This is a genomic window from Natronococcus sp. CG52 (genome assembly GCF_023913515.1).
Classification (GTDB): domain Archaea; phylum Halobacteriota; class Halobacteria; order Halobacteriales; family Natrialbaceae; genus Natronococcus; species Natronococcus zhouii.
In genome coordinates, this window is the sequence record NZ_CP099391.1 from 2165010 (window position 1) to 2191288 (window position 26279).

The window sequence follows — 26279 nt, forward strand, 5'->3', positions numbered from 1 at the left end:
GTGTGGTATCCAGTACCAAGAAGGAGGGTGATCAGTATGACGCCGTTCGAGTACGTGCTTTTGGGTGTCGCGATCGCGATCCTCGCCGGCTACCTGGGGGCGATCGTGGCCACCCGGCTCGAGCGACTGCGCGCGCGCTGAGGGCGTCCGAGCGCCGATAACAGTACCACGCCGAACAGGGACGGCGAGCAACGAGCCTCGAGGACGTGAACCACTCCAATCGTCTTGGAACGGGGCCGTCACTCCGTGTCGTGGCTGGCGGGCCGCGCCTGGATCATGGTGATGATGCCGAGCAACCGGGTGGACGCACAGTGTGTCGGCAGCCCGGCGTCTGCGACGAGCGTCATCGGTTCCTGGTTCCAGCGACACCCCATCTTCTCGTAGTGGGCCTCGGCGCGCCGATCCTGAAACCGGGCGATCGACTCGACGTCGCTTCTGCCGTGTTCGAGGAGGAGGATCTGTCCGTCGGGACGACACACCCTGCTCATCTCCCGGAGCGCCGCGACGGGATCCGGAAACGTGCAGGTCGATAGCGACGAGAGCACCGTATCGAAGCTGTCGTCGGGAAACTCGAGCGCCTGGGCATCCATCTCGTACAGGGTGCCGTCCACGCCGAGTCCCTCGAGTCGCTGCCGTGCCTTCGCCAGCATCTCGGGACTGATGTCGATTCCGGTGAGATCGACCGTGTCCGGGAGATACCGAAAGTTCGGTCCCGTACCACAGGCGACGTCGAGAACGCGCCCGTTCGCCGCCGCAAACAGCTGCCGGCGATATCGGCCGGCGAGCAGGCGGTCGAATCGCTCCATCCGGTGGATCCAGTCGGCCTGCTCCGCGTACACCGATCGAATCTCGGCGATGGACATCTGGCGGTGATCAGTCGGTGCGTGAGTGGTGTCGGTCGAAGTCATATGTGGATCTGGTTGTGCGGCGTTCGAGCGAGCGGAGGTCGGTCGCTGGTTGCGGTGAACGCGCTACTACGGCAGTGGGACTACGACCCCGTGGCATAATATACCGTTCCAGAAACGCGAGACGAGAGTCGTCCCGATCACCAAGTCGACGCGAACTGTTGATCGGCCCGAACACCGCCGGGGCGCTCGAGGTCGCCGAGAGAGACGGCGACGAGCCGACGAATACGGTGCTGACGATCGTCTGTGATGGCGACAGCCGGTTCTTCGCGACCATCGCCGACTGATCGGTAGTCCGGCGGAGCGGTTCTGCCGGTACGTTGCATCGATACGTCATACGGGAGTGAGTCGTCGACACCGCGTTTTTCCCGGCCGATCCGGTATCGTCGGTCCCGTACCGGAACGGGGGTCACGGCGATCGACACCGGACGCGACCCGCTGGGAAGGCTACTGATTTTCCCACGCACTGGGCGCAACGTCGAGCGCGTGGACGGCGGGCCGGTACAGGAAGACGACGACGAAGATGATCACGAGTTCGATCCAGAATCCCAGGTCACCGACGAGCGCCCGCACGACGGCGAGGACGAGGAATACCAGAACGAGCATCGCGGCGTAGTGCGGTGCGACCTCGAGGAGACGGTCGTTGTCCATGGGCGTTCTTCGACGATGACCACTAAAAATCGTAGTGTAGAATCTCCTTCTCCGTCGCTCGCCCGGGGACGATCGCGGAGACCGGACCGACGGCGGATCGATGCCGAACGCGGCGATTGCGTGGCCGGGAACGCCCCGAAAGAACGGCAACAGGTGCGTCTCACGACCGGGTGTGAGACGAGTCGATCGCCTCGAGGGCGTGCTCATTGCCGCGGGTGATGGGTAGCAGGCGGTCACGTCGGTCGACGGCAGTCGGAGAGACGGAGTGGCGGTGTGTGCACTCGTAAAGCCGCCGTGCGTGCGCTGGCGACGACCGTGCCGGAGATGCCAATTCCAGGGCAGACGCCGTCTCGGACTCAAACTCGCGATTTCAGTCGACCCGCACTACTACTCGATCGCCTCGGCTGTCGTTCGTGCGGTCGAGTAATCATCTGTTACCGGCTTCATCTCGAAGCAGGACGATCGCGTCTAATCTCGCTCCAGGGCTGGTGAGAAGCGAGAACCCTACTCTGTGCTCCGAGAGAGTGTATTACTTATTTGAAGCACTTTTCGAAAATTCTCGCCGTTCGTTCACGTTCTAATGTAATTGTGCACAATATTCCTTTAACTCGACGGGAAGACTTAAGTTTCGATAGTTAGCTTTCACGGACATGGCACGCGATGCTGCGGAACTGGATGCGAACGCGACGGACAGCGGAAACGAACTCCCGAACCAGATAACGGTCGTCGGACACGGCACACCTGCGAGCTTCGAGCTCACCGTCGACGGGGTAATCGAACCCGCGGGAGCCGAACAGACGACGTTCGTTTCGAATCACGCCGTCGAAGGAGCGATCGAAACCGGCGTCGTCCAGTTTCGTTTCTCCGGCGAGATGGCTAACGTTCACATCGTCGACGTGGACGGGTTCGGACGGGACGGCTCGCCGTCCTCGCCGACGATCCACGTCGAATACGGGAATCAGTAGTTCGCGAGATAGGTGATTCAGGGTGTTCACGGGACCGTCGGACCAGCCGTCGATGAACCGATGCGAACCCAGAGTGTAGGAGGCGCCCGGCCTCTGCAGAACGCGGTGTAAAAAGTACCCGAGTTCACCCGACTGGTTGCGCGTAGCCCTCGACCCGTTCGTGGTACTGGCGAAGAACAGGAAGTGTACCGCAGATACTGCTCGGCTTTCGAGTAGTCACCAGATGCGAGTTACCGCCACTCGCGAGCAGCGCCGTCCACGTCGAGCTCCTCTATAGTAGCCACTGAAAGTCACTGCACACCCGATCGCACGACGGGTGCGCGGGTCGGAGCGAGCGAAGCAAGCGAGAACCGCGGACAGTGCGATCGGTGTGGAAATCGTTTCAGTTGGTACTATAGCCGGCGCTGTGACTTCGCCGGCAGGCGACGCCGATATCGACGGCGCGCGGACTCCACTACCGAACTTCTGTGAACGGTTCTGAAGCGCGAGTTGAGAGCGACGAGGATTCGGCAACGGCCGGTAAAGTACCACTTTCGAGTACTGTACCCATCAGTGAGTGTATGGGATAAACGCAAGTCGACAGATGGCAGAAAGCGCCCGGTTGGATACGGTTTCGTCGCCGAAACGACGGTTCCGCGGAACGAGCGGCGTTACTGACCGTGTATCGTCCGTAAAAGGCGGTCCGAATCCGATTAGACTGTCTTCGGAACGTCGTCGACTCAGAAACCAGCAGAGCCCTCGAAACGGATTCGGTAAGATTCTTCCTGCCTCGCAGCGGATTTCGAGACAGTATACGGAAACGGAGTGAATTGTATATAGTATACTATATTAACCGGAACCTGATCGATTTATGATCTTTTAAACACGCTACCAGTAATCGTTGGAACAGGTATCGACCGACGGGCTACTGAAATCGACCAATCTAACCGATACGTCGAGCGAGGCGAGCGATTTTCCGCTTACCGCCCGACCGCTGGGAGGACGCCAGCTTTGGAGTGAAACTCCCTTCGAACGCGACCCGAGGGGTTCGTAAGGGACGGCCGCCGAATGCGGTTTCGTCCGCCTCTCTGTGCTCACTGCTCGACGTTCGGAGACCACGAAAGGGCCCGCACTCCCGACTGACGCGTTCCTCGTCATCCTCGTCCGAAACAGTTCGCCACTACCTGGTAGTCCTTCCCACCGTTTCACCCGCTATGAGACACCGACAGTGAGAGAACGCGTCGAAAAGACGGGGGTCGCAGCGATCTCGCCGTGACTACCGGCGGCCCCGTCGTAGCACTACGTTTCTGGAGCGATTCACCACTCTCCGTGACGACCAACGGAGCAACCAGCTCTCTATGGCCGGTTTCCGGTTGAGATCTCGAGATCGAAGTTGACCGGAACCGATCGATGCGCGGAATCTGTAATCGGTACAGAATCTTCTTTACAACCATATTATTGTAATCAACGGTCGCTCTCGAGAACGGGAATCAGCTAGGGTGGACGGACTCGAACGAGGTGAGTTAAAACGAGTTGCGGAGTTGAACGCGATCTATCTTCCCGGTCGCCGTTCGCGGAATGTCGTCGACGAATTCGATTCGCTGTGGCACCTCGTGGTCGTCGAGGTTCGCTCGGCATTCCGCTTTCACCCGCTCTGCGGTGAGATCGGTGCCGTCTCGCTCGATGATCGCCGTAATAAGTGCGCCGTTCAGATCATCGGTGACGTCGATGACTGCAGCCTCGACGACTCGGTCGATCTGATACAGCGTTTTCTCGATTTCTCGCGGGAACACGTTGGCACAGCCGGTCGTAAACATATCCTCGCGTCGATCGACGATATAGAGGTAGCCGTCTTCGTCCAACCAGCCGATGTCGCCCGAGCGCAACCAGGTCGTTCCGTCCCGTTCGACGTACCGTTGTCTCGCTCTCTGGAACTGCACGTATCCGGGTGCAACGGTGTCGCCGTGCCAGAGGAGTTCGCCGCGCTCGCCGGGACTGACGGGCGTCCCCGTTTCGAGGTCTTCGATACGGAGTTCGATCACCTCTCGGGCGGGCGGTCCCACGCTTCCCGGCTTTCGGCGGTCGCTGGTTGCCGGGCTGAACGCCGCAAGTGGCGTCGTTTCGGTCATTCCGTACCCCTCCAGCACCGGACAACCGAGGAGCTGTTCGGCATCGTCTAACCGTTCACTGGGCATCGGAGAGCCGCCGACGCCGACCCGCTCGAGAGAGGTGAGGTCGTACGTGTCGGCCCGTTCGAAGCCGAGGAGGTCGATAATCATCCCCGGCGTCAGGAAGCTGTACGTCACGCGGTGGGTCTCGATAGCCGCAAGCGCCGCCTCGGGGTCCCACTCCGGAAGCAGTCGGTTCTCGGCTTCGGCGACCAGCAACGGTGTCGTCGTCACGTTGAGTCCGGTCACGTGAAAGCACTGACACACCGTGAGGCCGACCTCGTGGCGCGTCCACTCCATGTACTTCCGGATTCCCTGTGCGTTGGCCTCGAGGTTGCCGTGGGTGTGTTGGACGCCCTTCGGTCGGCCCGTCGTTCCGCTCGTAAAGAGAATTTCCGCGATATCGTCGCTTCGACGAGGACGGAGTTCGTACTCGTCGTCGCTCTCCTCGAGCAACCGTTCGAACCGATCGCCGACGGAGCCGTCGATCGTCACCGGTGAGTCGACCGCGGTTGCGACGTCCGCCCATCGCTCGTCCGTGACGAGAACGGAGACGTCGCTGGTCTCGAGGATGTACTCGATTTGCTGGTCGCTGAACTGTGTGTTGATCGGGACGGGAATCGCACCCCGTTTCATCGCCCCTAGATAGCTGAGGAGTAACTCGAGGCGATTCTCGAGACAGATCGCGACCCACTCACCGCGCTCGACACCGAGTGTCTCGAGCGCGTTTGCCACCCGGTTGGTTTCCGTCGCGAATTCTTCGTAGGTACGGAGACCGTTTGCGTCGCCGACCGCCGGTCTGGTGGGAACGTTTCGCGCGGCGAAGTCGACGTGATTTGCGAAATTCATACTATCCTGTTACTGTGGACACCTATCCCGTTTTCTGATTTATACACCCGATCTCAGCTGAGAAATTAAAAATAGGGTTAGTAGAACGCGTCTCCCGTCGCGTGGAGCGCTGTCCCGTATTATCGAACAATCGACGGGGGCAGGAAGTAATTGCGGAGGTGGAATAGTAGCTACTGAACGTCATGCACACCCGATCGCACAGCCCTCGTGCGATCGGTGTGAAAACCGGTTCAGTTGGTGTTATAAGAGCGGTCCGAGAGAGCAGGTCCCCACCCGGCCTGGATTTCAAATTTATTGGCCGTCGATACCCTCTCGATCACACGACAGCTGTGGGGATCGGAAGAACAGCTCTTCGGGTGTTCGGAACGATCCCACATTGTCGAACAGCGTCGAACCGATTCCCTCCCGAACCCGCCCCTGAACCCTATCTTTTCGACCCGAAGACGATGTCCGTCTGAATCGTGTCGGCGTGCTCTCGGACGAGTGAGACGATCTCTCCGCCCTCGAGTTCCTCCGCAATCTCAGCCGTAGGGCCGTAGACAGCGATGGCACCGTACACGCGGTCGTCGGTCGCGATCGCTGCGCCGACCCCCGTGCTTCCGTCGATCATCTCACCGCGATCCACCGCGTACCCCTGTGTACGAACGGTCTCCAGTTCGGCGCGGAGTGCCCGCTCGTCGGTTATCGTCCCCTCGGTTCGTCCCGGAAGGCCGTACCGATCGACGATCGACGATAGTCGTTCCGGGGGGAGTTGTGCGAGGATCGCCTTCCCCGGTGCGTTCGTGTGGAGGTGGACGCGCGTGAGCGAGAGGCCACCTGCGGCCGGCGTGTACTCGTCGTCTCTCCAGTGCGTTGCAAACAGGATCGCCCCCATTCCGTTCTCTTCGGTGACCAACTGAACGTGCCCGTTCGACTCCCGTTCGAGGCGCTTGACCGTTTCGATCCCGTGAGCGAACACCTCGAGGGTAGCGCGCGATTCCCGGCCGATATGGAAGTATCGGGTACTGAGCCGGTAGTTCCCGTCCGTTTTGACGACGTATCCGAGCCGTTCGAGCGTCTGGAGATGATTGTGTACCGTACTCTTCGGACGCTCGAGTGTCTCCGATAGCTCGGTCACTCCCGCTTGCCCGCGGTCGCGAATCGCGTCGATCACTTCGTAGGATCGCTTGACCGAACTGATCGGAACGGACGGATCGTTCATACCTCAGTATGATCGTTCCGCTACTTAGGTTTGTTCGATAATGTGGTACGAGTTAGGGCGTTTCGGTATTCAGTCAGCTCTCGGACGCTCCTCTCGACTGGATCCGCCGGTTCACCACTCGCAGCGACGGTCGGCGGCGACGATCTGCCAACTCTCGAATCGAACCCGCGAGAGCTATAACCTATGTAATGAAAAATGTAATAACTCGGCTCTGTGTCTGAAGAGAGTGTATATGCCGGCCGGAACAGACCAGACACTCCGACCGTTTCTGTGGCGCGCAGCCAACCTGTATTCCGATACGGAGATCGTCTCCCGCAACCACGACGGAATGCAGCGATACACGTACGGCGAGTACGAGCAACGAACGAGTCGGCTCGCGAACGCACTCGACGAGCACGGCATCGAGGAAGGTGACCGAGTTGGGACGTTCTGCTGGAACCATTCCCGGCACTTCGAGACGTACTTCGGCGTGCCGTCGGTCGGCGCCCAGCTTCACACGATCAATCCGCTGCTCCCCGACGCGCACATCCAGTACATCGTCGACAACGCCGACGATCGGCTGATCTTCGTCGACCACTCGCTCGCGCCGAAACTCGCGAGCGCGGTAGCCGACGCCGACGACGAGTTCGACGGCGTTGATTTCGTCGTGATGGGAAGCGAGCCCTCCGATGACCTCGACGCGACGCCCTACGAATCGTTCATCGAAGGCCAGGAGACGGAGTACGACTGGCCCGATATCGACGAGGACCAGCCGGCGGGGATGTGTTACACCTCGGGGACGACCGGCAACCCGAAGGGCGTCGAGTACACCCAGCAGATGCTCTGGAGCCACACGATGGCGACCCTGACGCCACAGGGGATCCCGATGGCCGACGACGACGTCGTCATGCCCGTCGTGCCGATGTTCCACGTCAACGCGTGGGGAATGCCGTTTACGGCGACCGCAGGCGGGTCCAAACACGTCTACCCGGGTCCGTCGCCCGAACCCGAAGACATCGCGAACCTCATCGAAAACGAGGGCGTGACCATCAGCGCAGGGGTTCCGACCGTCTGGCTCGGGCTGATGGAGTACTGTTCGGAGCACGACGTCGATCTCTCGACGCTCGAGACGGTGATCGTCGGCGGCTCGGCCGCCCCGAAATCGATGATCGAGTGGTTCGACGAGCAGGGCGTCGAGGTCCTCCACGCCTGGGGAATGACCGAGATGTCCCCGATCGGCTCGGTTTCCCACCTCAAATCCGATCTTCGGGATGCGGACTACGAGACCCAACTCGAGAAACGCGGCAAGCAGGGGCTGATGGTTCCGGGCCTCGAGTTCAAGGTGATCGACGAGAACAGCGAGGAGATCGCCTGGGATGGAGAGGAGTTCGGGGAACTGTGGATCCGCGGTCCCTGGGTCACGAAAGAGTACTTCAAGCGTCCCGAAGCTAACGAGGAAGACTTCGAGGACGGCTGGCTCAAGACCGGTGACGTCGTCACCGTCGACGAGGACGGCTACATCCAAATCGTCGATCGCGAAAAGGACGTGATCAAATCCGGCGGGGAGTGGATCTCGTCGGTCGAACTCGAGAACGCGGTGATGGCTCACGGCGACGTCTCCGAAGCGGCCGTCGTCGGCGTTCCCCACGAACGCTGGCAGGAGCGACCGGTTGCGTTCGTCGTGCCGGGAGAGGGTGTCGATCGAGACACGCTCGTTTCGGAGATTACCGAGATGCTCGCCGACGACTACCCCAAGTGGTGGCTTCCGGACGAGATCGAGTTTATCGAGGAGGTACCCAAGACGGCGACCGGCAAGTTCTCGAAGAAGGATATCCGCGAGGAGTACGCCGACCAGTCCCTCGTCGAGGGACAGGTGCCGGAGGATGCCGCACCGGATCGAGACTGAGTAGCTCCCGCACGCCGTTCTCTCGCTGCGTGGAACCTGGACCACCGCGACCGTTGTTCTGACAGCCTCCGAGACGGCGACCGGTACGTTCAGTTCGTCGGTTCTAATAAGTAAAAATAAAGTATCATAAATAGATAAACAAGAAAGCAAAATATTAAGTGCTGCGTTACTGTTTGTGATACTGTGTTTCACGGTAGTACGCACCATGTCAAGAGATAGTACCAACTCCGTCTCGAGGCGAACAGTCATGCAGGGCCTGGGCGGTCTGGCCGCCGTGTCGATGTCCGGCGCGACGGTCGCGGAGGCGGAGGAGGCGCTCACCGAAGCGCTCCCGACGGACCCCCACACTCGCGACACCTATCGGGCCATCGTCGACGCGATCATCCCCGAAACGCCACAGCTGGAGGACGAACTCGGACCGGAGCACGTCCCCGGCGGACTCGAGGTCGAACTCGAGAAGTTCCTCGTCTGGGACTTCAACCACTTCCACGAGATTCGACTCGAGACCCTGGCCAACACCGGCGGAACCGATCCGGTGACCGACGACGCACCCTCGGCGGACCAGCTGGAGCTCAGCCTCGAGCCGGGAGAAGCAGACTCCGATCTCGATGCGCTGCTGGAGGTCGACGGCATCGATACCGCCGTCATCGACGCGGTGATCGACGACCTCAACGATCTGCTCGCAACCCTCAGCGGCGGGCTCCTCGGCTCATCCGACGAGATCACCACCGACGATTTCGAGGAGACCCTCGACTTCGGCACGATCGAGGCGCTCGAGATCACGATCGACGAGACGGTCGACGAAGACGAAACTGGACCGGTCGATTTCGACGTGTTCGTCGAAACGGCCAACGAAACCAGTAACACGGCTATTCAGAACTACCCGTACGCTTCACTGTTCACCATCGTCTTCGACATCGTCGCGACGGAGTTCATCCTCCTCGGAAAAAACGAGGATGCGATCGACCGCGGCAACGAGGAGTTCCCGGCCGGCGGGACCTTCGTCCAGCTCTCCCGAGAAGACCGGCTCCGCTGTCTCTGGAGCATCGTCGACGGCGGTGCGATCGACCGGCTCGACGGCCTCCTCGAGCCGATCGTCACGGACGTCGGTATCCTCAAATTCGTCGTGATGGCCGTCAACGGGCTTCACGGCTTCGGCTACTACACGGAGTGGTCGGGCTACGAGGACACCAAGACCGCCACGCCGACGGATCGAGCGCTGAACGTGCCGCCGGGTAAAGTCCAGAGTCGGAGACAGACCGAGTATCCCGGCCCACAATCGGGCCACGCAGCCGACTGGCGCCACGCTGTCCCCGGCGGGTTCGACGATCCCGAAGCGGACGAGTTGGATCTCGACAGCGATCTCAAAGGCGATGACGTTCTCGAGGGTATCGGAGGTGACACGCCGTGAACGATCCGGACGTCGTCATCATCGGTGCCGGTGCGGACGGTCCCGCGACTGCCTCACGCCTCGCACGGGAACACGGCCTCGACGTCCTCGTCCTCGAGGGCGGTGCGTGGCACGGTAACGAGAAGTGGCCGAAACCGCACGTGGACGCCGGTGGGACGGTGAGTACCGATCCCGACGATCTCGACGGAAAGCTACTCGACGAGCAGTTCACCGTCCTGGAGGCCGGTGCGAACGACCCGACGTTCGGCTACCTTCGCGTCGGCCCCGCCGACCACTCTCGAGCCCCGTGGTTCCGAAACGTTCCACAGAACGCGTTCCTCTGGCAGGTGTCGGCCGTCGGCGGGACGTCGACTCACTACTTCGGGAACCATCCGCGCGGCTATCCGTACGCCTTCGACGAACAGCCACACTGGCCGATCGATTACGAGGACCTCGTTCCGTACTACCAGCTCAACGAGGCGGTGACGAGCACCCAGCAGGCCCCGATGACCAACAAGGAGGAGGTGTTCATCGAGGGTGCGGAGGGTGCCGGATACGACCGTCTCGACACGCTGAACGTGACCGAGACCGGCTGGCGGCCGCAGCCGAACGCGGTCGAAGACCCCCCGGACGAACTCAACTCGAACTTCGACGGCTCGTTCAGCTGGGACGACGGGTTCCGCGGTGACGCGCTCGCCGCCGACCACTTCCAGGGCGGACCGACGCCGGAGGGCGCGCCGGTTCGAGAGAAAGCGCGGAAATCGAGCAACACCAGTTGGGTGCCCCGGGCGCTGGATACGAACGAAAACGAAAGCGTCGGCAACGTCGCCATCCGACCGAACGCCTACGTCACGGACATCAAAACCGACGAGGGTGCCGGCAATCTCGAGGCAACCGGCGTCGAGTTCCGCGATACCTGGTCCGGTTCGACCGTGACCGTCGAGGCGGACGTCACCGTCCTCGCGGCGGGCTGCATCGAGTCGCCCCGACTCTGGCTCAACTCCGGACTGCCGGACGACGGCTGGGTCGGCAAGGGACTCACCACGCACTGGTTCGACTGGATCGTCGGCGTCTACCCGGACGACGCGGTCGAAGACATCAACGGCGAGCCGAACATGGATCCGTTCGTCGGGCACAACTCCGCGGTGCGATTCGACAAACCCGGCGTCGGCGGCATGGAAGACATCGGGATGTCGCCCGGCCTCGTCTCCTTCGCCAACTACCTGTTCAGCCAGGCGGGGTACAGCTTCGACGTCGAGGTCGACCCCGACGAGCCGTGGGACAGTCGCGGTTACGTGGTCGGCGAGGAACTCAAGCGACGGATGGCAGACTATCGCAACACCAAGGCGCTGCTCATCCTGACCGACGACCTGCCGCGACAGGACAACGGCGTCTCGCTGGACGACACGTTCGCCGACGAACACGGTGCGGTTCCCGAAATCAGGTGGGAGCCCCACCCCGACGACGACGCGAAGCGCGACGAACTCTCGCGGATCGCCGCGCGAATTCACAAGGAGGCCGGTGCAGAGCACGTCCACCGGTGTGACTGGCCGCCGCTGTTCCTCCACATGCAGTCTTCGATGCGGATGGGGAAAGTCGTCGATGAGAACGCCGAAGCCTACAACGTCGACCGGTTGTTCGTCGGCGATCACTCCGCGTTAGCCAACGGCGTCGGCGGACCGAATCCAACCAACAGCGGTCAAGCACTCTCACTCCGAACCGCTGATCGAATCGGAGAGCTGTACTTCTGAGGAAGACGCCGTTTCTGGCCGAACGATGCCAGAAGCCCGGAACCCCAGTCCGGGCCCGTCGCGCATCGCGGCTCCGAGACTGCTTCCCGCGGTGTCGTCGAAACCCGACCGTTCGTGGACCGCCGGGCGTTCGATACTGGGGGGTGGGACAGCCGGTCTCTGCTATTCCGAGAGTCTCGGTATACCTCGCTTCGGTGGTCGTAGCCTGTAAATTGCGGTGAACGGTGTGGGCCGAGGACGGGTACCGACTTCGCCGATAGAGTTCGATGGCTTTCTACCGACCTCTCTACTTTATATACTGCTCGAGAACTATAGATATCTGGCGGCGAGCGTGTGCGGAAGGCGGGTCGCGACTGGCCGGCCGAGCGCGATCGACGGCCGCGGACGACCGATCGTCGAATCGCGTCACGCACGACAAACTGATCGGTTCGACGGGTAATACGTACGAACGGTGTCTGCGGAAGGAAACGCCGGTACCTGGGGATCCCCCGAAACGGAACCCGTTTCGACGATCAGAAACCGCCTCGAATCGTCCAGAAGATCCTGATCTCCATAATCTGCTGATCTGTCCCCTATCAGGCGCTTAGAGATCGGGTTCTCTCTATCGTTTTCTGAGAACGACGGCGGCAAGACCGCTGTATTGCTTGGTCTGGCATATCAGAACTCGAGGCCACACCGTGTCATCATCGGCTCCGCTGTTACGCTTCTATCCCAGATTCGAACCGATATCAAACATATCTTCTGGTCGATATAATTACCAAACTATCTGTTCGAAGAACTCTTTGCTCTCGAGGGCATCGCCGCGACCCCAGCGGTGGAAAGACGCGGTGACCGAACGCATATCGTGATCGTTCAATTCTGACCGAGACGGTCACCGTAGCGCGACTCGAGCGGACGGTGGCGTCGCGTGTGTAACTCCCAGTCACGACCCTCGGAGAGGCCTGTATTCCCTGTTGTCTTTGTCCTGTCGTGATTTCATCGCTCGGAGACCGATACTAGGTGCCTCGGAACCCTCAGTACCGGCTGGGAGACGTCGTACCCGTGTGGTGACCATCGCCTTCCCGGTTATAGCACCAACTGAAACGGGTTCCACACCGACCGCACGACGGCTGTGTGATCGGGTGTACCCTGACGTTCGGTGGCTACTATAGGTTCCGACGGGAACTCGAGCGAGCGCTCACAGCCGTCGGCGTCGTCGGACTTGCAGTCTAGGATGAGGACCCCGACCGCAGAGGCTGTCGACTCGATTCCTTTACCGGTCGGCTGGTCCTCGTCGGTCCGGAGTCGAGATGCCAGAGCAGATTTGCTCGAGGATGTGATCGAAACGCTCGGGTAAACGCGGATCACGTAGACAGTCGAAAATCAGGCATCGCTCTCGGTAGAGGTGCGTACGCCGGGACGAAGCGCAGTCAATCCCTCCTTCCGATCGACGTACACCGTCTCGCAGTCGACGATACAGTCGACGCCGAACCCGTCACTCCACCGTGTCTCACCAAACGTGAATCGCCATCGCTCGTCGCCGTCCTCGAGATCGGCCTCCCTTCCCGATCGACCGAAGGACGAGTTGCGGTCGTTATTCGACGCTCAGTCCGTCGTCAGCCTCGACCTGCTCGGCGTCCCAGCGGATCGTAAACGTGGTACTCCGCTCCGCGCCGGTATCCAGCAGATCGGAGTCCGTATCGATCGCGACGTCGAGCGTGCACGTCTGGGGCGGGTTGATCGTCGCACTGTCGTTGCCCGCGATCACCGTGACTTTCTCCCCGACGCTCGAGCCCTGGCCCTGGCCTCGATCGCTCGTCCCGGTCGTCATGTCGGTGCCCTGCACGCCCGGCTCCTGTCTGTCGGTTGAGAGCGTTCGATCATCCCGTTCACCGGAGTCCGGCTGACGACTCGGATCGAGTTCGTCGGCGAAGCTCCGGAGGTAGTCGGCGATTTCTGCGCGGGTACGATCCTGCGTCGAGTCGAGAGATGCCATGCAGAGTGGTCAATAACGTGAACAATGAGTGTGGGGCTTGCAATATATACCAGCTTACCAGCGAATTCAGCGATAGACAGCCGGTACCGAACCCCCAGCATCTGTTTTCAGCTCGCCCGGGCTATCGAACTACGAGCTAGCGCGGGTCTGGGAGAGGCCCACGACGGCGATCGAGACCAGCCGATCGCCCCGCTCAGGAGCGTATCGAACACCGTCTGCACCAACGTCGTCTCGACCACCAGCTCCTGGTACTCGATCGGCCAGACCACGCTCGCGCAGTCAGATATCGCGTCGACCACCACGGCTATTTGAATAGTATATGAGAGTTACGTATGCCAACCTGTGGCAACTGTAGCGAGTACGTCACGCGCGACTTCGTTCGGGTATTCGGCGTCGACAGCGAGGTCCAGGGCTGTCCGAACTGTACGACGTACCGCGAACTCTGCGACGGCGGCGCAGTGGGCTCCACCGAGTGAGACGTTTTGACCGCCGGTCCCGTCAGGCTCTCCGCTATAGTAGCCGCTGACAGTCAGTGCACACCCGATCGCACGACGGGTGCGCGGTTCGGAGCGAGCGAAGCGAGCGAGAACCGCGCACAGTGCGATCGGTGTGGAAACCGTTCCAGTTGGTAGTAGAGCTATAACGGCTTCGCTATCGCCGGCCGCGAGACGCCGCGGACGTACCGGCTGACGGTCGGTGGTGATGTCGTCCGTTCGCGTGAGAACGACGAGTCGGCTCGTCTCGGTCGTGGACGAGGAGTGATCGCTACTCCTGGCGAAGCGCCGCAGCGATCGACTCGAGTTCTGCCTTCCGGAAGGGGGCGCCGGAACCGTCCGGCTCGTCGTCATCTCGGAGGCCGACCTTCCAGCGAATCCCCGCCCGCATCTTCGATTTCGGGGGCAGAGTCCCCGGCGGAATCTCGTAGTCGACGGCGTCACAGATGGCGGCGAGGGCCTCCTTCGTGAAGGCCGTCGATTCCTCACGTTTGTATCGCCCCACAGCCTGTCGGATCTCGTTCCGGAGGTCGTCGACCGTTCGTGTCATACGGCCGATAACGGACGAACGCGTTGTGTAGGTTGTGGTCGGCGGTCGACCAGACACCAGTCGTCGTGCAAGGCGTCCCGAGGGAGCGACCGAAAGTTCGCGAGCACGCCAGATGCTGTCACGTCCGACGAGAACCCTCGGTTCGCTCATCGGTCGAGAAGAAGACTGCCGAGAGGATACGTCTGCCTCGGTTCGGTGATGGTCGGACGGAGCAGTAGACTGCCTATTCGAGAGGTCGATCAGAGGGGGAGGCTCCGTGCCGGCAGCGGGCCGTTCAGTAGCCGAAGTAGACGTCGACTGTGACGCCGAGGAAAAAGGTGAAGAGGAACGCCGTCGCTGCGAGCAAGAGCAGGTTGTAGCGTGCGAGGACGGGTTCGTACTGCTGGACTTCGAGCGTTGCGGGGAGTGATAATTTACTACTCATACACGAGTGAACGAACCAGACGATTAAAACGCTGTTCCGAATCGCGTCACCATACAGCACGCTCACACGGCAGCAGGTGGCGTGTGACGGCTATTCACTGATTGGATCGAGAGCGTCGAGAGCCGGTGGGTGACTCCGCGAGGGCGATCCGGATCGCCAGAGCAACACGTTCGGCCGCGTCAGCGAGGGCGGTCAGTAGGGCCCGATCAGTAGCTTCCCCGGGCGAATCTCGTCACGAGTTCGTTCTACGACATCTCGGATCTCGAGAATCCGGAGCTCTTACACGAACTCGACGCGGTGAACGATCTGACGCGACCGAACGACGTGGAGTTCGATCCGCTCCGCGAGGGGATCCGTGTTCGCTCCCCGAGGCTGCCGACGAGGGACCGATCGACGATCCGGTCGACGACACCGACGGCGTCGAGGGGATCGAAGTCGACCGATAGTGATACCCGTCGATGATGAGGTATCGGAGCGGGCCTCCATCGACGTCGAGGCTGTCGCTCGCGAGTCGATTTTCAACCAGCACCGGAGAGCCACAACACCAATGTCATCCGGTGACATACTCCGTCGTATGACCACTGGCAACGGCACCCGCGTCGAGGACGTCATGTCGACCCCCCTGAAGACGATTTCGAAGAACGCCACGCTCGAAGCCGCGGCGACGGCGATGCGCGACAGCGATATCAAGGCCCTCGTCGTGACGACGGATCCGCCGTCGATCATCACGAGCACCGACCTGGTCGCCGCCGCCGCCGAGGGCCGCGACCCTACCGAACTGCAGGTTTCGGCGGTGATGACCGAATCGGTCGAGACCGTGCCGCCGGATCTCTACCTCGAGGAAGTGGCTGCAATGATGACGGGTCTAGGGATCAATCACCTCCCGGTCCTCGACGATGACGACTACGTCGGGATGATCTCCTCGACCGATATCACCGCCGTACTCTCCTGAGAGCCACCCGTTTCGGACGCTGCGGCGCTCGGGGGCCTGCAGTCCGCTCGAGCCGGGCCCAGACCCGTCCGGACCCGGCCAACCGGCAGAGTACGCGTAGAGCGGTGCTCGGACCGGTCGGTCTCGGACTTAGCGGGCTGTCGTTGCAGCTGTCACTATAGTAGCCACCGAACGTCAGTGCACACCCGATCGCACAGCCGTCGTGCGATCCGTGTGGAAATCGCTCCAGTTGGTACTAGAGGCGACGGAATCCCAATGGCCCGTAATCGTTTTCTCCCGCGCGATCACGCCTGCACGGGCCACGAAGACCAACGCTGACAACTGAGCGGGCCGCGCTGGCGAGCCGGCGCTCCGAACGGAGGCTCGGCTGCGGCAGCGCGCGCTGTATATCCGGAGCAGATTTTGGCCCGCACCGGAGATTCCGTCACGGTGAGCAAGCACGCTCTACAGCAGAACTACGCCGCGAGACGCCGGATCGGGGCTAAACCACCCATCACAACAGTATGTTCTACAACTGGCAGTTTCCACAAAACATACTACGTGTGGGAAGAATGAAAGCTCCGATGGCAATGGTTCCGACTAACCGACGGGGGACGCCACCGATGTACGGTGATAGCGATTACGGCAGTCTCGAGACCCGCCCGCGATGAGCGATACGATGTTCGCGGTTCACCTGGTCGACGGCCGCGTCGAGGAATTCGAGACGGTTACGATGCTCGAGCATCACGAGGACGGCTGGATCCGATGCGTACGGTCGGCGCCCTCGCCTCGCGAAAAGCTCCCCGAAACGACGAAGTACTACCGGTGTGAGACCGTCGCGAGGATCGAGCGAACCGACCGGAACGGCAGTTCGCGCATCGTCAACAGCGATCAACTCGAGTTCAAGGACGCCCTCAAGAGCGTCCTGGGCAAGTGACCAGCGGATCTCCCGGTTCGATTCGCGTTGCAAAGGCCCAGGTGTGGAGATAGAGTCGGGACGGAGTTGGCGGGAACGGTGTGAGTGCTCGGATCACGGTAGTCGTGGCTGGATCGCCGCGTGGCGATGCAGCGGGACCGGTTACTCGAATTCGAGTGTCCACTCGCCGTGAGCCTCGACACCGATGCACCCGAGACCGGTGTGGGAGAACGTCGCCTCGCCGGTGTAGGAACCGACCTCGTTGACGACGAACTCGTCGAGCTGTCCTTCGGTCGGGAGGATCGCTACCTGAAAGTTGCGATCGCCACGGTGCGAGCACGTCGCCGTATACGACCCGCCGAACTCGAACGGCCCGACCACCCGCGGCTTGGTATCGTGGAGGGACTGTGGCAGATCCTCCACACTGGGAATCCGCGGCTGTCGGACCTCGAGCCACCAGTCGCCGTCGGCTTCGACCTCGAGGGAGTAGGTGCCGGGCTCCAGGACCCGAGCGCTCTCACCGGCGTACTCTCCGATCTCGTTTACGAACAGTGCGTGCCGGTCGTCCGTCGACGAAGCGAGGTGTACCTGAAAGTTACTCGAGCCGCTGTGCACCGCATCGATCACGGTCAAACCGCCGTTGATTTCGATCTCCACCATCGCTCTGTTCGACCCGGATATATCCGCACCAGAGAGGGGTTGAATGCGGAGAGATACCCTCTCAAAGATACAAAAATGTACTGGGGAAATTCAGCGACTGAGCCGACGGCAGCACGGGGAAAAGGTGCTCGGTCTCGGCGGGACGGCGGAAGCGATTTTCTGTGAAAAAAGGTGGTCGCGGTCAGGGGTGTGGATACTCGAGTGCGGGGGTGATTTCGATCGTGCTCCGGTCCTCGAGCCCCGAAATACGTTCGAGCGCGTGCGCCTCACAGAAGTAGTGTGTCTTTGTCTCGCCGCGTGCGTTACTGTTGACGGCGATGCGGTGAGTGGCATCCGTCATACAGGAGGTCCGGCCACAGTGCATACGGCCGGCTTCCACATAATACAGTATAGATCTTTGCGTGGGCAAAAGGGACCGGCGACTGTCGGACCCCGAACCGGAACGGTTCGTCGAACGGGCGATCTCACGTGTTACGGAGGAACGCGTCCGCGGGTCACTGCTGGAACGCCGGCGCGAACCGTTCGTTTGCCCCGTGGCGTGCACCCGTTGTGGCCGGACACGAGGAGACCGTACTGCGTGGTCGTTCATCGCCGTGTTTGCGGTAGCCAGGGGGATTCGGCTCGTCGATTTTCTGTCGCAGGTCAAACCATGACTGGATAGCGTCGGAAAGTTCATCGATAACTTTCTGACTGAATTGTGCGTTCAAGTCTTTCCAGCACTCTCGGGTTTTCATATACGCTTTCAGCGGGCCTTCATCTGGGATTTCGCCGGTTTCGTCCCAGATTCGACCTGCTGTCCAGCGTGCGACGTTCCAGATTTTCGAGGCGGAATCACCGAGCGAATCGAGGCCGTCGCAAACCTGTCGGTGGTTCTGGATGGAACCGACGCAGGTGCGAGTGACCTCAACCGCCATATATAGATCATGTAGATAAATTTATTTGATTGTGCGGATTCACGTTGAATATCCGGCATGCTATTGACGGTGGATTGTGTCGGAGTTGTCGGATTCACTCCCGCCGTGAACGGCGGGATTCTCTCCTCGAAGAAAGATAGATAGCACCTGATTTAATTGCTGAAAACCGTACGCTGAGTGCAGTCACAAACGGGAAGAGTGGATCAAATGGCTATCGGGATGCGGCGGTAGCTATTGCTGTTGTTGCTCAGAGATAACTCGAGCGAGGGACTGGACGTCGAGCGACCACAGCCGAGCACGATATCATCGAACATCGTGACAGCTACGCCGTTGCCTACCCGCGTTCGGGGGCGAACAGTGTAAGGCGAACCCATATGCGGACGGTCCCCGACAGACCGAAAACGAGCATGGACCGACGGATGGCTCTCGGCGTGGTCGCTGGCGCGAGCCTTGCAGCCCTATCCGGCGGTTCTATCGACGAGTCCGACGCCGAATCGCCACCCGTCGCGGATGGACAACCGGAGACGGATGACGACGATCCGAACGCCAGCCCCGTCCTCGCCCGCGGGATGCCGGATGTCGCCTTCGAACTCGCGCCCGTTTCGCTGACCGAGTGTGGCGCTACCTGTCGTGAGGCGACGACCACCCTCCGCAACACCGGCGACGACGATGCAACCGACGTTCGTGTCTCCGTGACCGTCTTCACCGACGAGACGGTCGTCTGGGAGACCGACGACCGTCTCGGACGGCTCGCGGCCGGTGCCGGCGTCACCCGAACGTACCGCGTCGACGTCGACCCGGGAGCGGCGCTCGCGATTCGGGAGAACGACGGCTGGCTCACGATAGCGGTCACGATCGAATCAGACCAGCAGACGGAACGGATCATCCGGGAAAAAGAGGTCGAGATCTGATCGAGTAATCCTGTGCGGCCTCGAGCAGTCCCTCCTCGACCTATATCGGTTCCGTCGCCCTCGGTTCCGCTGGTGCTGGCTGGCTTCCGACCGCACACCGTTACAGCCGAGTCCACGAGCATCCGCGGTGCTCTCGTCCGAGTCGGCCCGTAGTGATCCCGAGGCCAGTACGCCTACCGGTAGAACAGGCCGACTGCCTCGAGGTCGTTCGGAAAAGTGAGCAAACGTGAAACGTTTGCGATCTCTGCAAGACCGACAGTTTCGCAGTATGACGGACGCCTTCGGCGTCTCGAATCACTTGACACCGAGGCGGTTCACCTATTTACGCGGTGCCCCCAAACACCAACCGATGACCGAGACTGGCAGATTCAAAGTGTTCGGCGTGTACGTCTCGGAGCCAGTTCACGACGCCCTCCAAACGTCGGTGTACGAAGCGGCCGGAGTCGTCACCCTCGAGGACTACTTCGACGCAACGGGGTCGGTTCCGGCCGACGATCCGGGCGCCGAAGCGACCGATGCGATCCTCGCCGACGTCATCGAGGCGTTCGCCGCGCTGTACGACGACGCGAACTTCGACGCCGTCAGTCGACTCGATCCCGACGGGTTCGAACTCGTTCAACTCGCTGCCAGCCCGGAGCAAGTCACACGCGCCCGCGAACAGTTCCGTGCCGCCGCGACGATCCGGGACACGGACCTGCGGACGGTTCACACTGCGATCCTCGCTGCGCACTTCGACGTCCCCGTAGCGACCGCCGACCGGTAACGGGTTCAAGAGAGCCTCGTGTCGACCGGGCCGCGATACTGTGAACCGTCTCAACCGGCCCTCTCGAGAACGCTCGCTCGAGAATTTCCTAGGACTGTTGCCGTGAGCATGCGCTTTCGGATGAGATACTGCCGATAATGCTAAGTATGTGCATGCCAAGTGGTAACATGTAGCAAAGTGAGTGATCATGGAGAACTGTCCAAACTGCAACGAAATGGTCTCGGCGAATTTCGTCCGCGTATTTGGCGACAATAGGGGCCACCTCGAGGGATGTGTGCACTGTCTCAGTTCGGCAGAACTCACCGGAACGACCGACGAGAACGAGTATCTGTCCTCTCTCTCGCGAGTGCGATCGCAGGCACCGCTCCCGCCGCAGACGGAGTGAGCAGCGGGAAGGACTGACGGCTTGTCGGAGGGGACTACACAGAAGAGTGTCCCTCAAGTCGGTGAGCAGTGCCGACAGATTCCGAAATGAGACTCTTAGCAGACGTGTTGTAGTTTGCGAGTACGAGGAATGGGCTGAATCTCCGTGACACTGTACGCGAACGAAGTTTGGGACCTCACAGTACTGATCGGTCGAGGGCCCTCGAGACATTAGGACCGATGTGCCGTCGCGGCAGTTTCGTCGACTGCGTCCGGCCGATTCGACGACTCGTTCATCTCCTCGACGCAGCAGGAAAGACAGGTGAGTTCGTGCGTGTTCGGATTCTGCCAGCGCTCCCGCTCGAGCCAGACTCCCTTTACGTTCTCGCCGTCGATCTCAACCCCGCAGTGAAAACAGTCGTTGGGCACGCCAGGGGGAGTCGGCTGGGGCCAGTAGAGTTGCATAGGCGGTGTCTCTATCATTGAATATCATAGTTCTATCTATTATATATTTCGTTAATGTTCGTTCCGAATGGAGTTCCGGTACTGCGGTTGTTGAGAATCGGCTCGGACTGCATTTATCGATTAACTCCGGACAGTAACTAGTCGTTCGGAGTCCGGCGGTTCTCGAACGGCCGGGCGCTTCGGGAAATTGAAGGGGAATGATAAGCGGCGGACACTCGACGCACGATAGGGAGTCGTCGAGTCGGGAGCGGGTGGATAGTGGCTGGTGGGTGACGGTCGAACGACGCGGCAGGGTGTCGATCGGGTGGGTGCCTGATTTGGGGATTCCTGCCATCCATACCTAACAGGATATCTGTAAAATCATTCATTCCAAACTGTGTTGGTCCGCTTCTGAGAGTGTCATTTCGAGAGCGTGACAGCGAAACGAATCTCTCGACCGGATGGCTTCCTGATCGGGTTCGCGAGCGGTCCTGTGTTACGGATCCGAGAACGGCGAGACTGTCGTTCGGCTCGAGTCCCGTTTCGTCCGATCAGACCTCGGTTTCGGCGCAGGCGGCCAGGATCACGTCGGGGTCGTCGAGGAGCCGATTCTCCATGTAGTTGCCCTTCCCCTTGCCGGCCCACTTGCGCTCCTGATCGATGATCGAGAGGAACTCGAGTTCGGAGAGTATATCGCGGACCCGGCGGAGTTTGAGCGGGTCGGAGCTCTCTTGGGCGCAGACGCGCTGGTAGACGTCGTAGATCCCGGTGGTGCGGACGGCGGCGTCGTTGTCGTCCGCCTGCTGGACCAGAAACGCCATCGCCTCGAGTACCATCTTCGCGTGACTCGGCGACTTCGAGATGAGTTCCGCGAGCCGGCTGGTCTCCTCGCGCTCGTGTGCCTGGTCGACGCAGTCTTCGGTCACGGCGTCCATCCCCTCCTCTTCGGCGATCTCGCCGGCGAATCGGAGGATGTCGATCGCCTTACGAGCGTCGCCGTGCTCGCGCGCCGAGAGCGCCGCCACCCGCGGGATGACGCTCTCCGAAAGGACGTCCTCGTGGAAGGCATCCGAGCGAGAGGTGAGGATTTCCTGGATCTGCGTGGCGTCGTAGGGAGCGAACACGTACTCGCGTTCGCAGAGACTCGATTTGACGCGCTCGTTCAGCGACTCCTTGTACCGAACCTTGTTGCTGATTCCGATGACGCCGGCCTTGCTCGACTCGAGTTTGCCCGACTCGACGGCTCGCGAGAACTGCATCAGAACGTCGTCGTTTTCGATCTTGTCCACTTCGTCGAGGATGACGAGGACGACGTCGTACAACGCGTCGGAGATCTGCCAGAGACGCCGGTAGTACTCGGCCGTACTCAACCCCGAGTGTGGAATCGATACGTTGGTCCGGTCGCGATCGTTGAGTTGGTGGGCGATCGACTGAACGACCTGCGTCTCCGTCGAGTCCTGGAGGCAGTCGATGTAGGTGACACCGATCGTGATGTCGTTCTGGTCGGCGCGGTCGACCGCCTGGTTGGTGATAAACTTCGCACAGAGCGATTTTCCGGTACCGGTCTTCCCGTAGACGAGCACGTTGTTCGGCGTGTTCCCGGTGGTCGCCGGTTTGATCGCCGTGGCGAGATTCTCGAGTTCCGCCTGCCGGCCGATGATTCGATCACCGTCCGGCAGATGTGAGACCTGCAAGAGTTCCTTGTTCCGGAAGATCGCCGTTTCGCTCCCGAAATAATCAACCGAGTCGGACATTGCGTTGGCCGATCATTCCGCGGTACGATCTTAAAACGTTCGAACCGTGTTTCCGCTGTAAGAATTCGTGTCCGAGCGTCTCAGGCTCTCTCTCCCGTATAATACACCCCGCGTTGCCGCTGTATAGTGTGAGAGAGGACCCCTCAGTTCCGCTGTATCTCTGGAGCAGAGACCCCGGAGTGCCGCTGTATGGAACGGACGGTTTCGGTCAACCGTACTCTCGAGACACCTCACTTCCGCTGTATAGGGTCGAATTCCAGGTTCTGAGAGAGTGTACCACGGTAATCCCACCCCGGAATGCCGCTGTATCGGTCGCACACACACCCCGCGTTGCCGCTGTATGGCTCCGGTGATGGTCTCGAGTCGAACGGGAGGTGTAGACCGAGGGGTTGCACAATTATCGGCAGGCAGCGTACGGAAGAGCGGGCCAACGCTGAACGAGAGTGAGTGAGCACGCTCCTCCAGAGGGGTTTGAATTCACCTCGACTGGAAGAGCCGCGTTCGAGTCCGCTCGAACACATCTTTGTTCGAGATACTTAATGAGCTTTTACAAATCAGGTGTATTTATAAGTAACTATTACTCCGCGGTCTTACTACCCCGTCCGACCACGTCCGAAATCACGTGCCTACTGCTACACGTACTTGCCGTTCGACAGTCGCTCCGTCGGTCGAACCGCTGCTTCCGCCCCTAAACACTCAGATATCGGGTTTAGTTCCGGATGGGAGACAATCGAGTCGACGCGAGTCCCGCTCGGCGGACCCCACTTCCCCTTCGTATACAGCGGCAACGCGGGGTGTGTGCCACGGGTTTGCTAGAGGTGTTACCGAATCTGCCGGTCTGGTGCCCCTATAGTACCAACTGAAACGATTTACACCCGATCGCACGACAGGTGCGCGGTTCGGAGCAAAGCAAGCGAGAACCGCGGACAGTGCGATCGGGTGTGCATTGACTTTCAGCGGCTACTATAGAATCAGGAAGCGGCTCCGAACGGATTGGGGTCAACTGCGGTCGTCTCACGGAACTGCGGGCAATTCCTCGAGGCAGTGCCGACAGTACGTGTAGAACTGTTCGTTCTTCGTACCGCACTTTCTGCACGTGACTGGTTGGTCGATTGAATCACGCTGGGTAGCCATTACCGACGGTAGCAAATCCAGCCACATACCCCTCGGGCATACGACTGCAAGGATGCTGAATATGCCCATTATAAGCGCCCATTCGACAGTTTTCCTCACACTCTTGATTTCCCGGCTTGATTCGGCGATATCCTCAACGAGAGAGCGATATCCTCAACGATACCGCGGTAACGCACACTGGGACCAATACAGCGGCAACGCGGGGTGTGCCGGAGAAGCATTGCAGCAAGGATCGAACACGCTAGGCAGCTCACCTCGAGCGATGTGGATTAGAACGTGAAAACGGCAGGTTGTGGGGTACTCGGCGTGGGGTGGTCGCCGAGTGGGGAGCGAGCAGGGGTGGGAACGGATGGGTGACGGTCGAACGACGCGGCAGGGTGTCGATCGGGTGGCAGGGTGCCTCGGGAGGGAACTCCCGCCATCTCTGGTTAGCGGGGGAATAGTAAAAACATTCATTCCAAATTATGTTGGACCGGCGCCTCGATCGTCCCGCGTCTCTCGAGACGGCACGGAACCGCCAGCGAGCGCGCCGAGGTACCTCCCGATACTCAACAGGTGTTCGACATCTTCGTTCGCATCCCGGATTCTCGGAACGCGATTACCGTCCGCCCACAGTCATTCTCCGAGTGTTCGAGTGTCGTTTCGTTTCGCGCGCCGTCGGTGGTGACGACCGTCTCGTAAGTCCCCGGCTCGAGCAGCGTGAGAACGAGATACGCATCCGACGGGACAGTATCGGTCCGCTCGACCACCGTCTCGTCGTCGCGGGTAACGTGGACTTCGATCGAGCGCTCGTCGTCTCCGACGTTCCAGAGGTAGACGTTAGTTTCGCCGCTCTCGTCGGCCGCGTCGGCGTCGCCGATTGTGATATGCTCGAGCGGTTCGTCGGACTCCGAATCGGGAATCCCCGTCTCGTCGGCACTGTGCCCCGATTTCGACGATCCGTGTCCGTCGTCGGCGCCCGTAATCCCGATGAGTGTCCCGAGCCAGCCGGCGAGTGCGGCGAGTCCGCCACCGAGACCGAGCCAAACGAGGGTTCGTCGTTCCATATTCGTCGCCACATCGCCGTGACTGAAACGCTTTTTTCACGGGATGTGAACCGTCACAGTTCGATACTTCTGTATCCGGCTTCGGTTATCGAGTCTGATCTTCCATTCGTCCTCCGTTCTCGAGTAACCGATCGTCGTTCGTCGTGAACGGTCTACCAGACGAGCCACTCGAGTGCGAGCACGACTCCTGCCAGGAAGACGTGCTCGCCATCGACGACAAACCCGTAGAATAGCGGCCCGCGACTGCGACTTGCGAACGGAATGTAACAGCCGACGTAGCCGTGAAACGCGAACAGGGTCAAGAACGTCTCCGGAAGAGCCCCCACTGTGACGAGACCGACGACGATCGCCGCGGCGAGAAGATTGGCGGCCTGCGTGACGATCCGGGTCCGTCGCGGACCGTACCTGGTCGGGACGGTCGGAATCCCTTCCGCGCGATCGCCGACGATATCCTTGATATCGAAGATCACCGCGGCGATCGTGATCATCGCGGCGACGTACGCGGCCAGAAACTGGATCTCGAGCGTCCAGAGCCGGCCGTAGTAGATCCCGACACCGAGCGGAATCAGCCCCCAGGCCAGCCCGACGAACAGGTTCTTCACGAGAAAGACGCGTTTGATCCCACCTAGCGAGTAGACGACGGCGACGACCGGCGGAATCAACAGGAAGCCGGCACCTGGCAGCGAGAGGGCGACGGCTGCGCCGACCGTGGCGAGGTAGAGCCCGGCGCCGATCGCCAGCCAGTACCGGCCGTACCGTTTGATGAACGCTGCCCGCTGGGGGACGTTCTCCTCATCTTCCTCGAGGTCGGTGAATCGATTGACGGTGTAGACGAACAGCGTGACGGCGAAGACGATGAAAAACGGCACCGGATCGAGCGGGAAACCGGCGAGGACGACCGTCGTAATCACGACGCTCGCGGCGGCCAGCGAGATGAAGAGGTTACTGTGGACGAGCAGCCGAAGCCCTGCTGCGAGCGACGACAGCCAGCGCCGTCGCCGCCGCGCCGCGATCGAGTTCGTCACCACGTCACCGCCTCCACCGGTGCGAGCGGGGTTCGAACAACGGTGCGAACCGGGACGAGGGAGACTCGGGTCTCCTCCGCGATCAGATCGCGCTGACGGCCCCTCCGCTGAGAGCCACAGCGTTCGCGACTATCGACGCCGACGATTCCGGGGAGCACCGCTTGCCACTGGCTTGGAACTGTACGGAGTCAAGCGCTTCGGTGAGTGCGTCGTGACACTCGCGAGTGGCAA

General features: G+C 60.8%; 25 protein-coding genes and 1 pseudogene. 11 read left to right on the forward strand and 15 right to left on the reverse strand.

Going from position 1 to position 26279, the window contains the following annotated elements; translation table 11 throughout:
• Nucleotides 1–239 precede the first annotated feature (239 nt).
• Nucleotides 240–908, reverse strand: coding sequence for a class I SAM-dependent methyltransferase (locus NED97_RS10945; protein WP_252487080.1), 669 nt, complete (start codon nt 906–908; stop codon nt 240–242).
• A 158-nt stretch (nt 909–1066) separates the two neighbouring features.
• Here NED97_RS10945 and NED97_RS23110 point away from each other — a divergent pair, with 158 nt between their 5' ends.
• Entirely contained in the window at nt 1067–1192 is a 126-nt protein-coding gene (locus NED97_RS23110; RefSeq protein ID WP_256493252.1) for a hypothetical protein, read from the forward strand.
• 160 nt (nt 1193–1352) lie between these two features.
• On the opposite strand, the gene NED97_RS10950 is transcribed toward NED97_RS23110, so the two are convergent.
• Entirely contained in the window at nt 1353–1556 is a 204-nt protein-coding gene (locus NED97_RS10950) for a hypothetical protein (RefSeq protein WP_252487081.1), read from the reverse strand.
• Nucleotides 1557–2206: 650 nt separating this feature from the next.
• Between NED97_RS10950 and NED97_RS10955 the strand changes: the two genes are divergently transcribed.
• Nucleotides 2207–2521, forward strand: a complete 315-nt coding sequence (locus NED97_RS10955; protein ID WP_252487082.1) for a hypothetical protein — start codon at nt 2207–2209, stop codon at nt 2519–2521.
• 1502 nt (nt 2522–4023) lie between these two features.
• Here NED97_RS10955 and NED97_RS10960 read toward each other — a convergent pair.
• Together NED97_RS10960 and NED97_RS10965 are read right to left on the reverse strand one after the other, a co-directional pair.
• Nucleotides 4024–5517, reverse strand: coding sequence for a class I adenylate-forming enzyme family protein (locus NED97_RS10960; protein WP_252487083.1), 1494 nt, complete (start codon nt 5515–5517; stop codon nt 4024–4026).
• Nucleotides 5518–5941: 424 nt separating this feature from the next.
• A complete protein-coding gene (locus NED97_RS10965; protein WP_252487084.1) occupies nt 5942–6718 on the reverse strand; it encodes an IclR family transcriptional regulator in 777 nt (258 codons plus the stop codon).
• A 232-nt stretch (nt 6719–6950) separates the two neighbouring features.
• Here NED97_RS10965 and NED97_RS10970 point away from each other — a divergent pair, with 232 nt between their 5' ends.
• The 3 genes from NED97_RS10970 to NED97_RS10980 all read left to right on the forward strand — a co-directional run bounded on the left by NED97_RS10970 (nt 6951) and on the right by NED97_RS10980 (nt 11744).
• Nucleotides 6951–8603, forward strand: a complete 1653-nt coding sequence (locus tag NED97_RS10970) for a long-chain fatty acid--CoA ligase (RefSeq protein WP_252487085.1) — start codon at nt 6951–6953, stop codon at nt 8601–8603.
• A 247-nt stretch (nt 8604–8850) separates the two neighbouring features.
• Nucleotides 8851–10014, forward strand: a complete 1164-nt coding sequence (locus NED97_RS10975) for a hypothetical protein (protein ID WP_252487086.1) — start codon at nt 8851–8853, stop codon at nt 10012–10014.
• The gene (locus NED97_RS10980) at nt 10011–11744 is read left to right on the forward strand and encodes a GMC family oxidoreductase N-terminal domain-containing protein (protein WP_252487087.1); all 1734 of its coding nucleotides are present in this window, start codon (nt 10011–10013) and stop codon (nt 11742–11744) included. The genes NED97_RS10975 and NED97_RS10980 overlap by 4 nt, the downstream gene beginning before the upstream one ends.
• 1573 nt (nt 11745–13317) lie before the next feature.
• Here NED97_RS10980 and NED97_RS10985 read toward each other — a convergent pair.
• Entirely contained in the window at nt 13318–13719 is a 402-nt protein-coding gene (locus tag NED97_RS10985) for a hypothetical protein (RefSeq protein WP_252487088.1), read from the reverse strand.
• 332 nt (nt 13720–14051) lie between these two features.
• On the opposite strand from NED97_RS10985, the gene NED97_RS10990 reads away from it, so the two are divergent.
• The gene (locus NED97_RS10990; protein ID WP_252487089.1) at nt 14052–14195 is read left to right on the forward strand and encodes a DUF7563 family protein; all 144 of its coding nucleotides are present in this window, start codon (nt 14052–14054) and stop codon (nt 14193–14195) included.
• 289 nt (nt 14196–14484) lie between these two features.
• Here the strand turns inward: NED97_RS10990 and NED97_RS10995 are convergent, their stop codons facing one another.
• Both NED97_RS10995 and NED97_RS11000 read right to left on the reverse strand, forming a co-directional pair.
• On the reverse strand, nt 14485–14763 hold the full coding sequence (locus NED97_RS10995) for a hypothetical protein (RefSeq protein WP_252487090.1): 279 nt from the start codon (nt 14761–14763) through the stop codon (nt 14485–14487).
• Nucleotides 14764–15037: 274 nt separating this feature from the next.
• Complete coding sequence (locus tag NED97_RS11000; RefSeq protein WP_252487091.1) at nt 15038–15187, reverse strand: hypothetical protein; 150 nt, start codon at nt 15185–15187, stop codon at nt 15038–15040.
• A 610-nt stretch (nt 15188–15797) separates the two neighbouring features.
• On the opposite strand from NED97_RS11000, the gene NED97_RS11005 reads away from it, so the two are divergent.
• Both NED97_RS11005 and NED97_RS11010 read left to right on the forward strand, forming a co-directional pair.
• A complete protein-coding gene (locus NED97_RS11005; RefSeq protein WP_252490615.1) occupies nt 15798–16139 on the forward strand; it encodes a CBS domain-containing protein in 342 nt (113 codons plus the stop codon).
• Nucleotides 16140–16785: 646 nt separating this feature from the next.
• Nucleotides 16786–17055: an SH3 domain-containing protein gene (locus tag NED97_RS11010; RefSeq protein ID WP_252487092.1), complete on the forward strand. Its 270-nt coding sequence runs from the start codon at nt 16786–16788 to the stop codon at nt 17053–17055.
• A gap of 141 nt (nt 17056–17196) precedes the next feature.
• Here NED97_RS11010 and NED97_RS11015 read toward each other — a convergent pair whose 3' ends face one another.
• From NED97_RS11015 to NED97_RS11025, 3 genes and pseudogenes are all read right to left on the reverse strand, one after another.
• The gene (locus NED97_RS11015) at nt 17197–17694 is read right to left on the reverse strand and encodes a hypothetical protein (RefSeq protein ID WP_252487093.1); all 498 of its coding nucleotides are present in this window, start codon (nt 17692–17694) and stop codon (nt 17197–17199) included.
• Nucleotides 17695–17875: 181 nt separating this feature from the next.
• Nucleotides 17876–18058, reverse strand: a complete 183-nt coding sequence (locus NED97_RS11020; RefSeq protein ID WP_252487094.1) for a hypothetical protein — start codon at nt 18056–18058, stop codon at nt 17876–17878.
• 199 nt (nt 18059–18257) lie between these two features.
• Nucleotides 18258–18608 (reverse strand): annotated as a pseudogene (locus NED97_RS11025) (RNA-guided endonuclease TnpB family protein); the annotation flags it as partial.
• Nucleotides 18609–19015: 407 nt separating this feature from the next.
• Here NED97_RS11025 and NED97_RS11030 point away from each other — a divergent pair.
• From NED97_RS11030 to NED97_RS23455, 3 genes are all read left to right on the forward strand, one after another.
• Entirely contained in the window at nt 19016–19519 is a 504-nt protein-coding gene (locus NED97_RS11030) for a hypothetical protein (RefSeq protein WP_252487095.1), read from the forward strand.
• A 349-nt stretch (nt 19520–19868) separates the two neighbouring features.
• Complete coding sequence (locus NED97_RS11035) at nt 19869–20282, forward strand: hypothetical protein (RefSeq protein WP_252487096.1); 414 nt, start codon at nt 19869–19871, stop codon at nt 20280–20282.
• Nucleotides 20283–20496: 214 nt separating this feature from the next.
• Nucleotides 20497–20667, forward strand: a complete 171-nt coding sequence (locus NED97_RS23455) for a DUF7563 family protein (protein WP_455429872.1) — start codon at nt 20497–20499, stop codon at nt 20665–20667.
• 209 nt (nt 20668–20876) lie between these two features.
• Here the strand turns inward: NED97_RS23455 and NED97_RS11040 are convergent, their stop codons facing one another.
• From NED97_RS11040 to NED97_RS11055, 5 genes are all read right to left on the reverse strand, one after another.
• Nucleotides 20877–21110, reverse strand: coding sequence for a hypothetical protein (locus tag NED97_RS11040; protein WP_252487097.1), 234 nt, complete (start codon nt 21108–21110; stop codon nt 20877–20879).
• A gap of 530 nt (nt 21111–21640) precedes the next feature.
• Entirely contained in the window at nt 21641–22843 is a 1203-nt protein-coding gene (locus NED97_RS11045) for a Cdc6/Cdc18 family protein (RefSeq protein WP_252487098.1), read from the reverse strand.
• A gap of 1014 nt (nt 22844–23857) precedes the next feature.
• The gene (locus NED97_RS23460) at nt 23858–24046 is read right to left on the reverse strand and encodes a DUF7577 domain-containing protein (RefSeq protein WP_455429873.1); all 189 of its coding nucleotides are present in this window, start codon (nt 24044–24046) and stop codon (nt 23858–23860) included.
• Between the two features lie 479 nt (nt 24047–24525).
• Entirely contained in the window at nt 24526–25023 is a 498-nt protein-coding gene (locus NED97_RS11050) for a hypothetical protein (RefSeq protein WP_252487099.1), read from the reverse strand.
• A 152-nt stretch (nt 25024–25175) separates the two neighbouring features.
• Entirely contained in the window at nt 25176–26048 is an 873-nt protein-coding gene (locus NED97_RS11055) for a UbiA family prenyltransferase (protein ID WP_252487100.1), read from the reverse strand.
• Nucleotides 26049–26279: the final 231 nt, after the last annotated feature.

Coding starts and splice junctions, on each gene's coding strand:
- NED97_RS10945 (WP_252487080.1), bottom strand. CDS start 908: ATGACTTCGACCGACACCACTCACGCACCGACTGATCACCGCCAGATG.
- NED97_RS10950 (WP_252487081.1), bottom strand. CDS start 1,556: ATGGACAACGACCGTCTCCTCGAGGTCGCACCGCACTACGCCGCGATG.
- NED97_RS10955 (WP_252487082.1), top strand. CDS start 2,207: ATGGCACGCGATGCTGCGGAACTGGATGCGAACGCGACGGACAGCGGA.
- NED97_RS10960 (WP_252487083.1), bottom strand. CDS start 5,517: ATGAATTTCGCAAATCACGTCGACTTCGCCGCGCGAAACGTTCCCACC.
- NED97_RS10965 (WP_252487084.1), bottom strand. CDS start 6,718: ATGAACGATCCGTCCGTTCCGATCAGTTCGGTCAAGCGATCCTACGAA.
- NED97_RS10970 (WP_252487085.1), top strand. CDS start 6,951: ATGCCGGCCGGAACAGACCAGACACTCCGACCGTTTCTGTGGCGCGCA.
- NED97_RS10975 (WP_252487086.1), top strand. CDS start 8,851: ATGCAGGGCCTGGGCGGTCTGGCCGCCGTGTCGATGTCCGGCGCGACG.
- NED97_RS10985 (WP_252487088.1), bottom strand. CDS start 13,719: ATGGCATCTCTCGACTCGACGCAGGATCGTACCCGCGCAGAAATCGCC.
- NED97_RS10990 (WP_252487089.1), top strand. CDS start 14,052: ATGCCAACCTGTGGCAACTGTAGCGAGTACGTCACGCGCGACTTCGTT.
- NED97_RS10995 (WP_252487090.1), bottom strand. CDS start 14,763: ATGACACGAACGGTCGACGACCTCCGGAACGAGATCCGACAGGCTGTG.
- NED97_RS11000 (WP_252487091.1), bottom strand. CDS start 15,187: ATGAGTAGTAAATTATCACTCCCCGCAACGCTCGAAGTCCAGCAGTAC.
- NED97_RS11005 (WP_252490615.1), top strand. CDS start 15,798: ATGTCGACCCCCCTGAAGACGATTTCGAAGAACGCCACGCTCGAAGCC.
- NED97_RS11010 (WP_252487092.1), top strand. CDS start 16,786: ATGAGCGATACGATGTTCGCGGTTCACCTGGTCGACGGCCGCGTCGAG.
- NED97_RS11015 (WP_252487093.1), bottom strand. CDS start 17,694: ATGGTGGAGATCGAAATCAACGGCGGTTTGACCGTGATCGATGCGGTG.
- NED97_RS11020 (WP_252487094.1), bottom strand. CDS start 18,058: ATGCACTGTGGCCGGACCTCCTGTATGACGGATGCCACTCACCGCATC.
- NED97_RS11030 (WP_252487095.1), top strand. CDS start 19,016: ATGGACCGACGGATGGCTCTCGGCGTGGTCGCTGGCGCGAGCCTTGCA.
- NED97_RS11035 (WP_252487096.1), top strand. CDS start 19,869: ATGACCGAGACTGGCAGATTCAAAGTGTTCGGCGTGTACGTCTCGGAG.
- NED97_RS23455 (WP_455429872.1), top strand. CDS start 20,497: ATGGTCTCGGCGAATTTCGTCCGCGTATTTGGCGACAATAGGGGCCAC.
- NED97_RS11040 (WP_252487097.1), bottom strand. CDS start 21,110: ATGCAACTCTACTGGCCCCAGCCGACTCCCCCTGGCGTGCCCAACGAC.
- NED97_RS11045 (WP_252487098.1), bottom strand. CDS start 22,843: ATGTCCGACTCGGTTGATTATTTCGGGAGCGAAACGGCGATCTTCCGG.
- NED97_RS23460 (WP_455429873.1), bottom strand. CDS start 24,046: ATGGGCATATTCAGCATCCTTGCAGTCGTATGCCCGAGGGGTATGTGG.
- NED97_RS11050 (WP_252487099.1), bottom strand. CDS start 25,023: ATGGAACGACGAACCCTCGTTTGGCTCGGTCTCGGTGGCGGACTCGCC.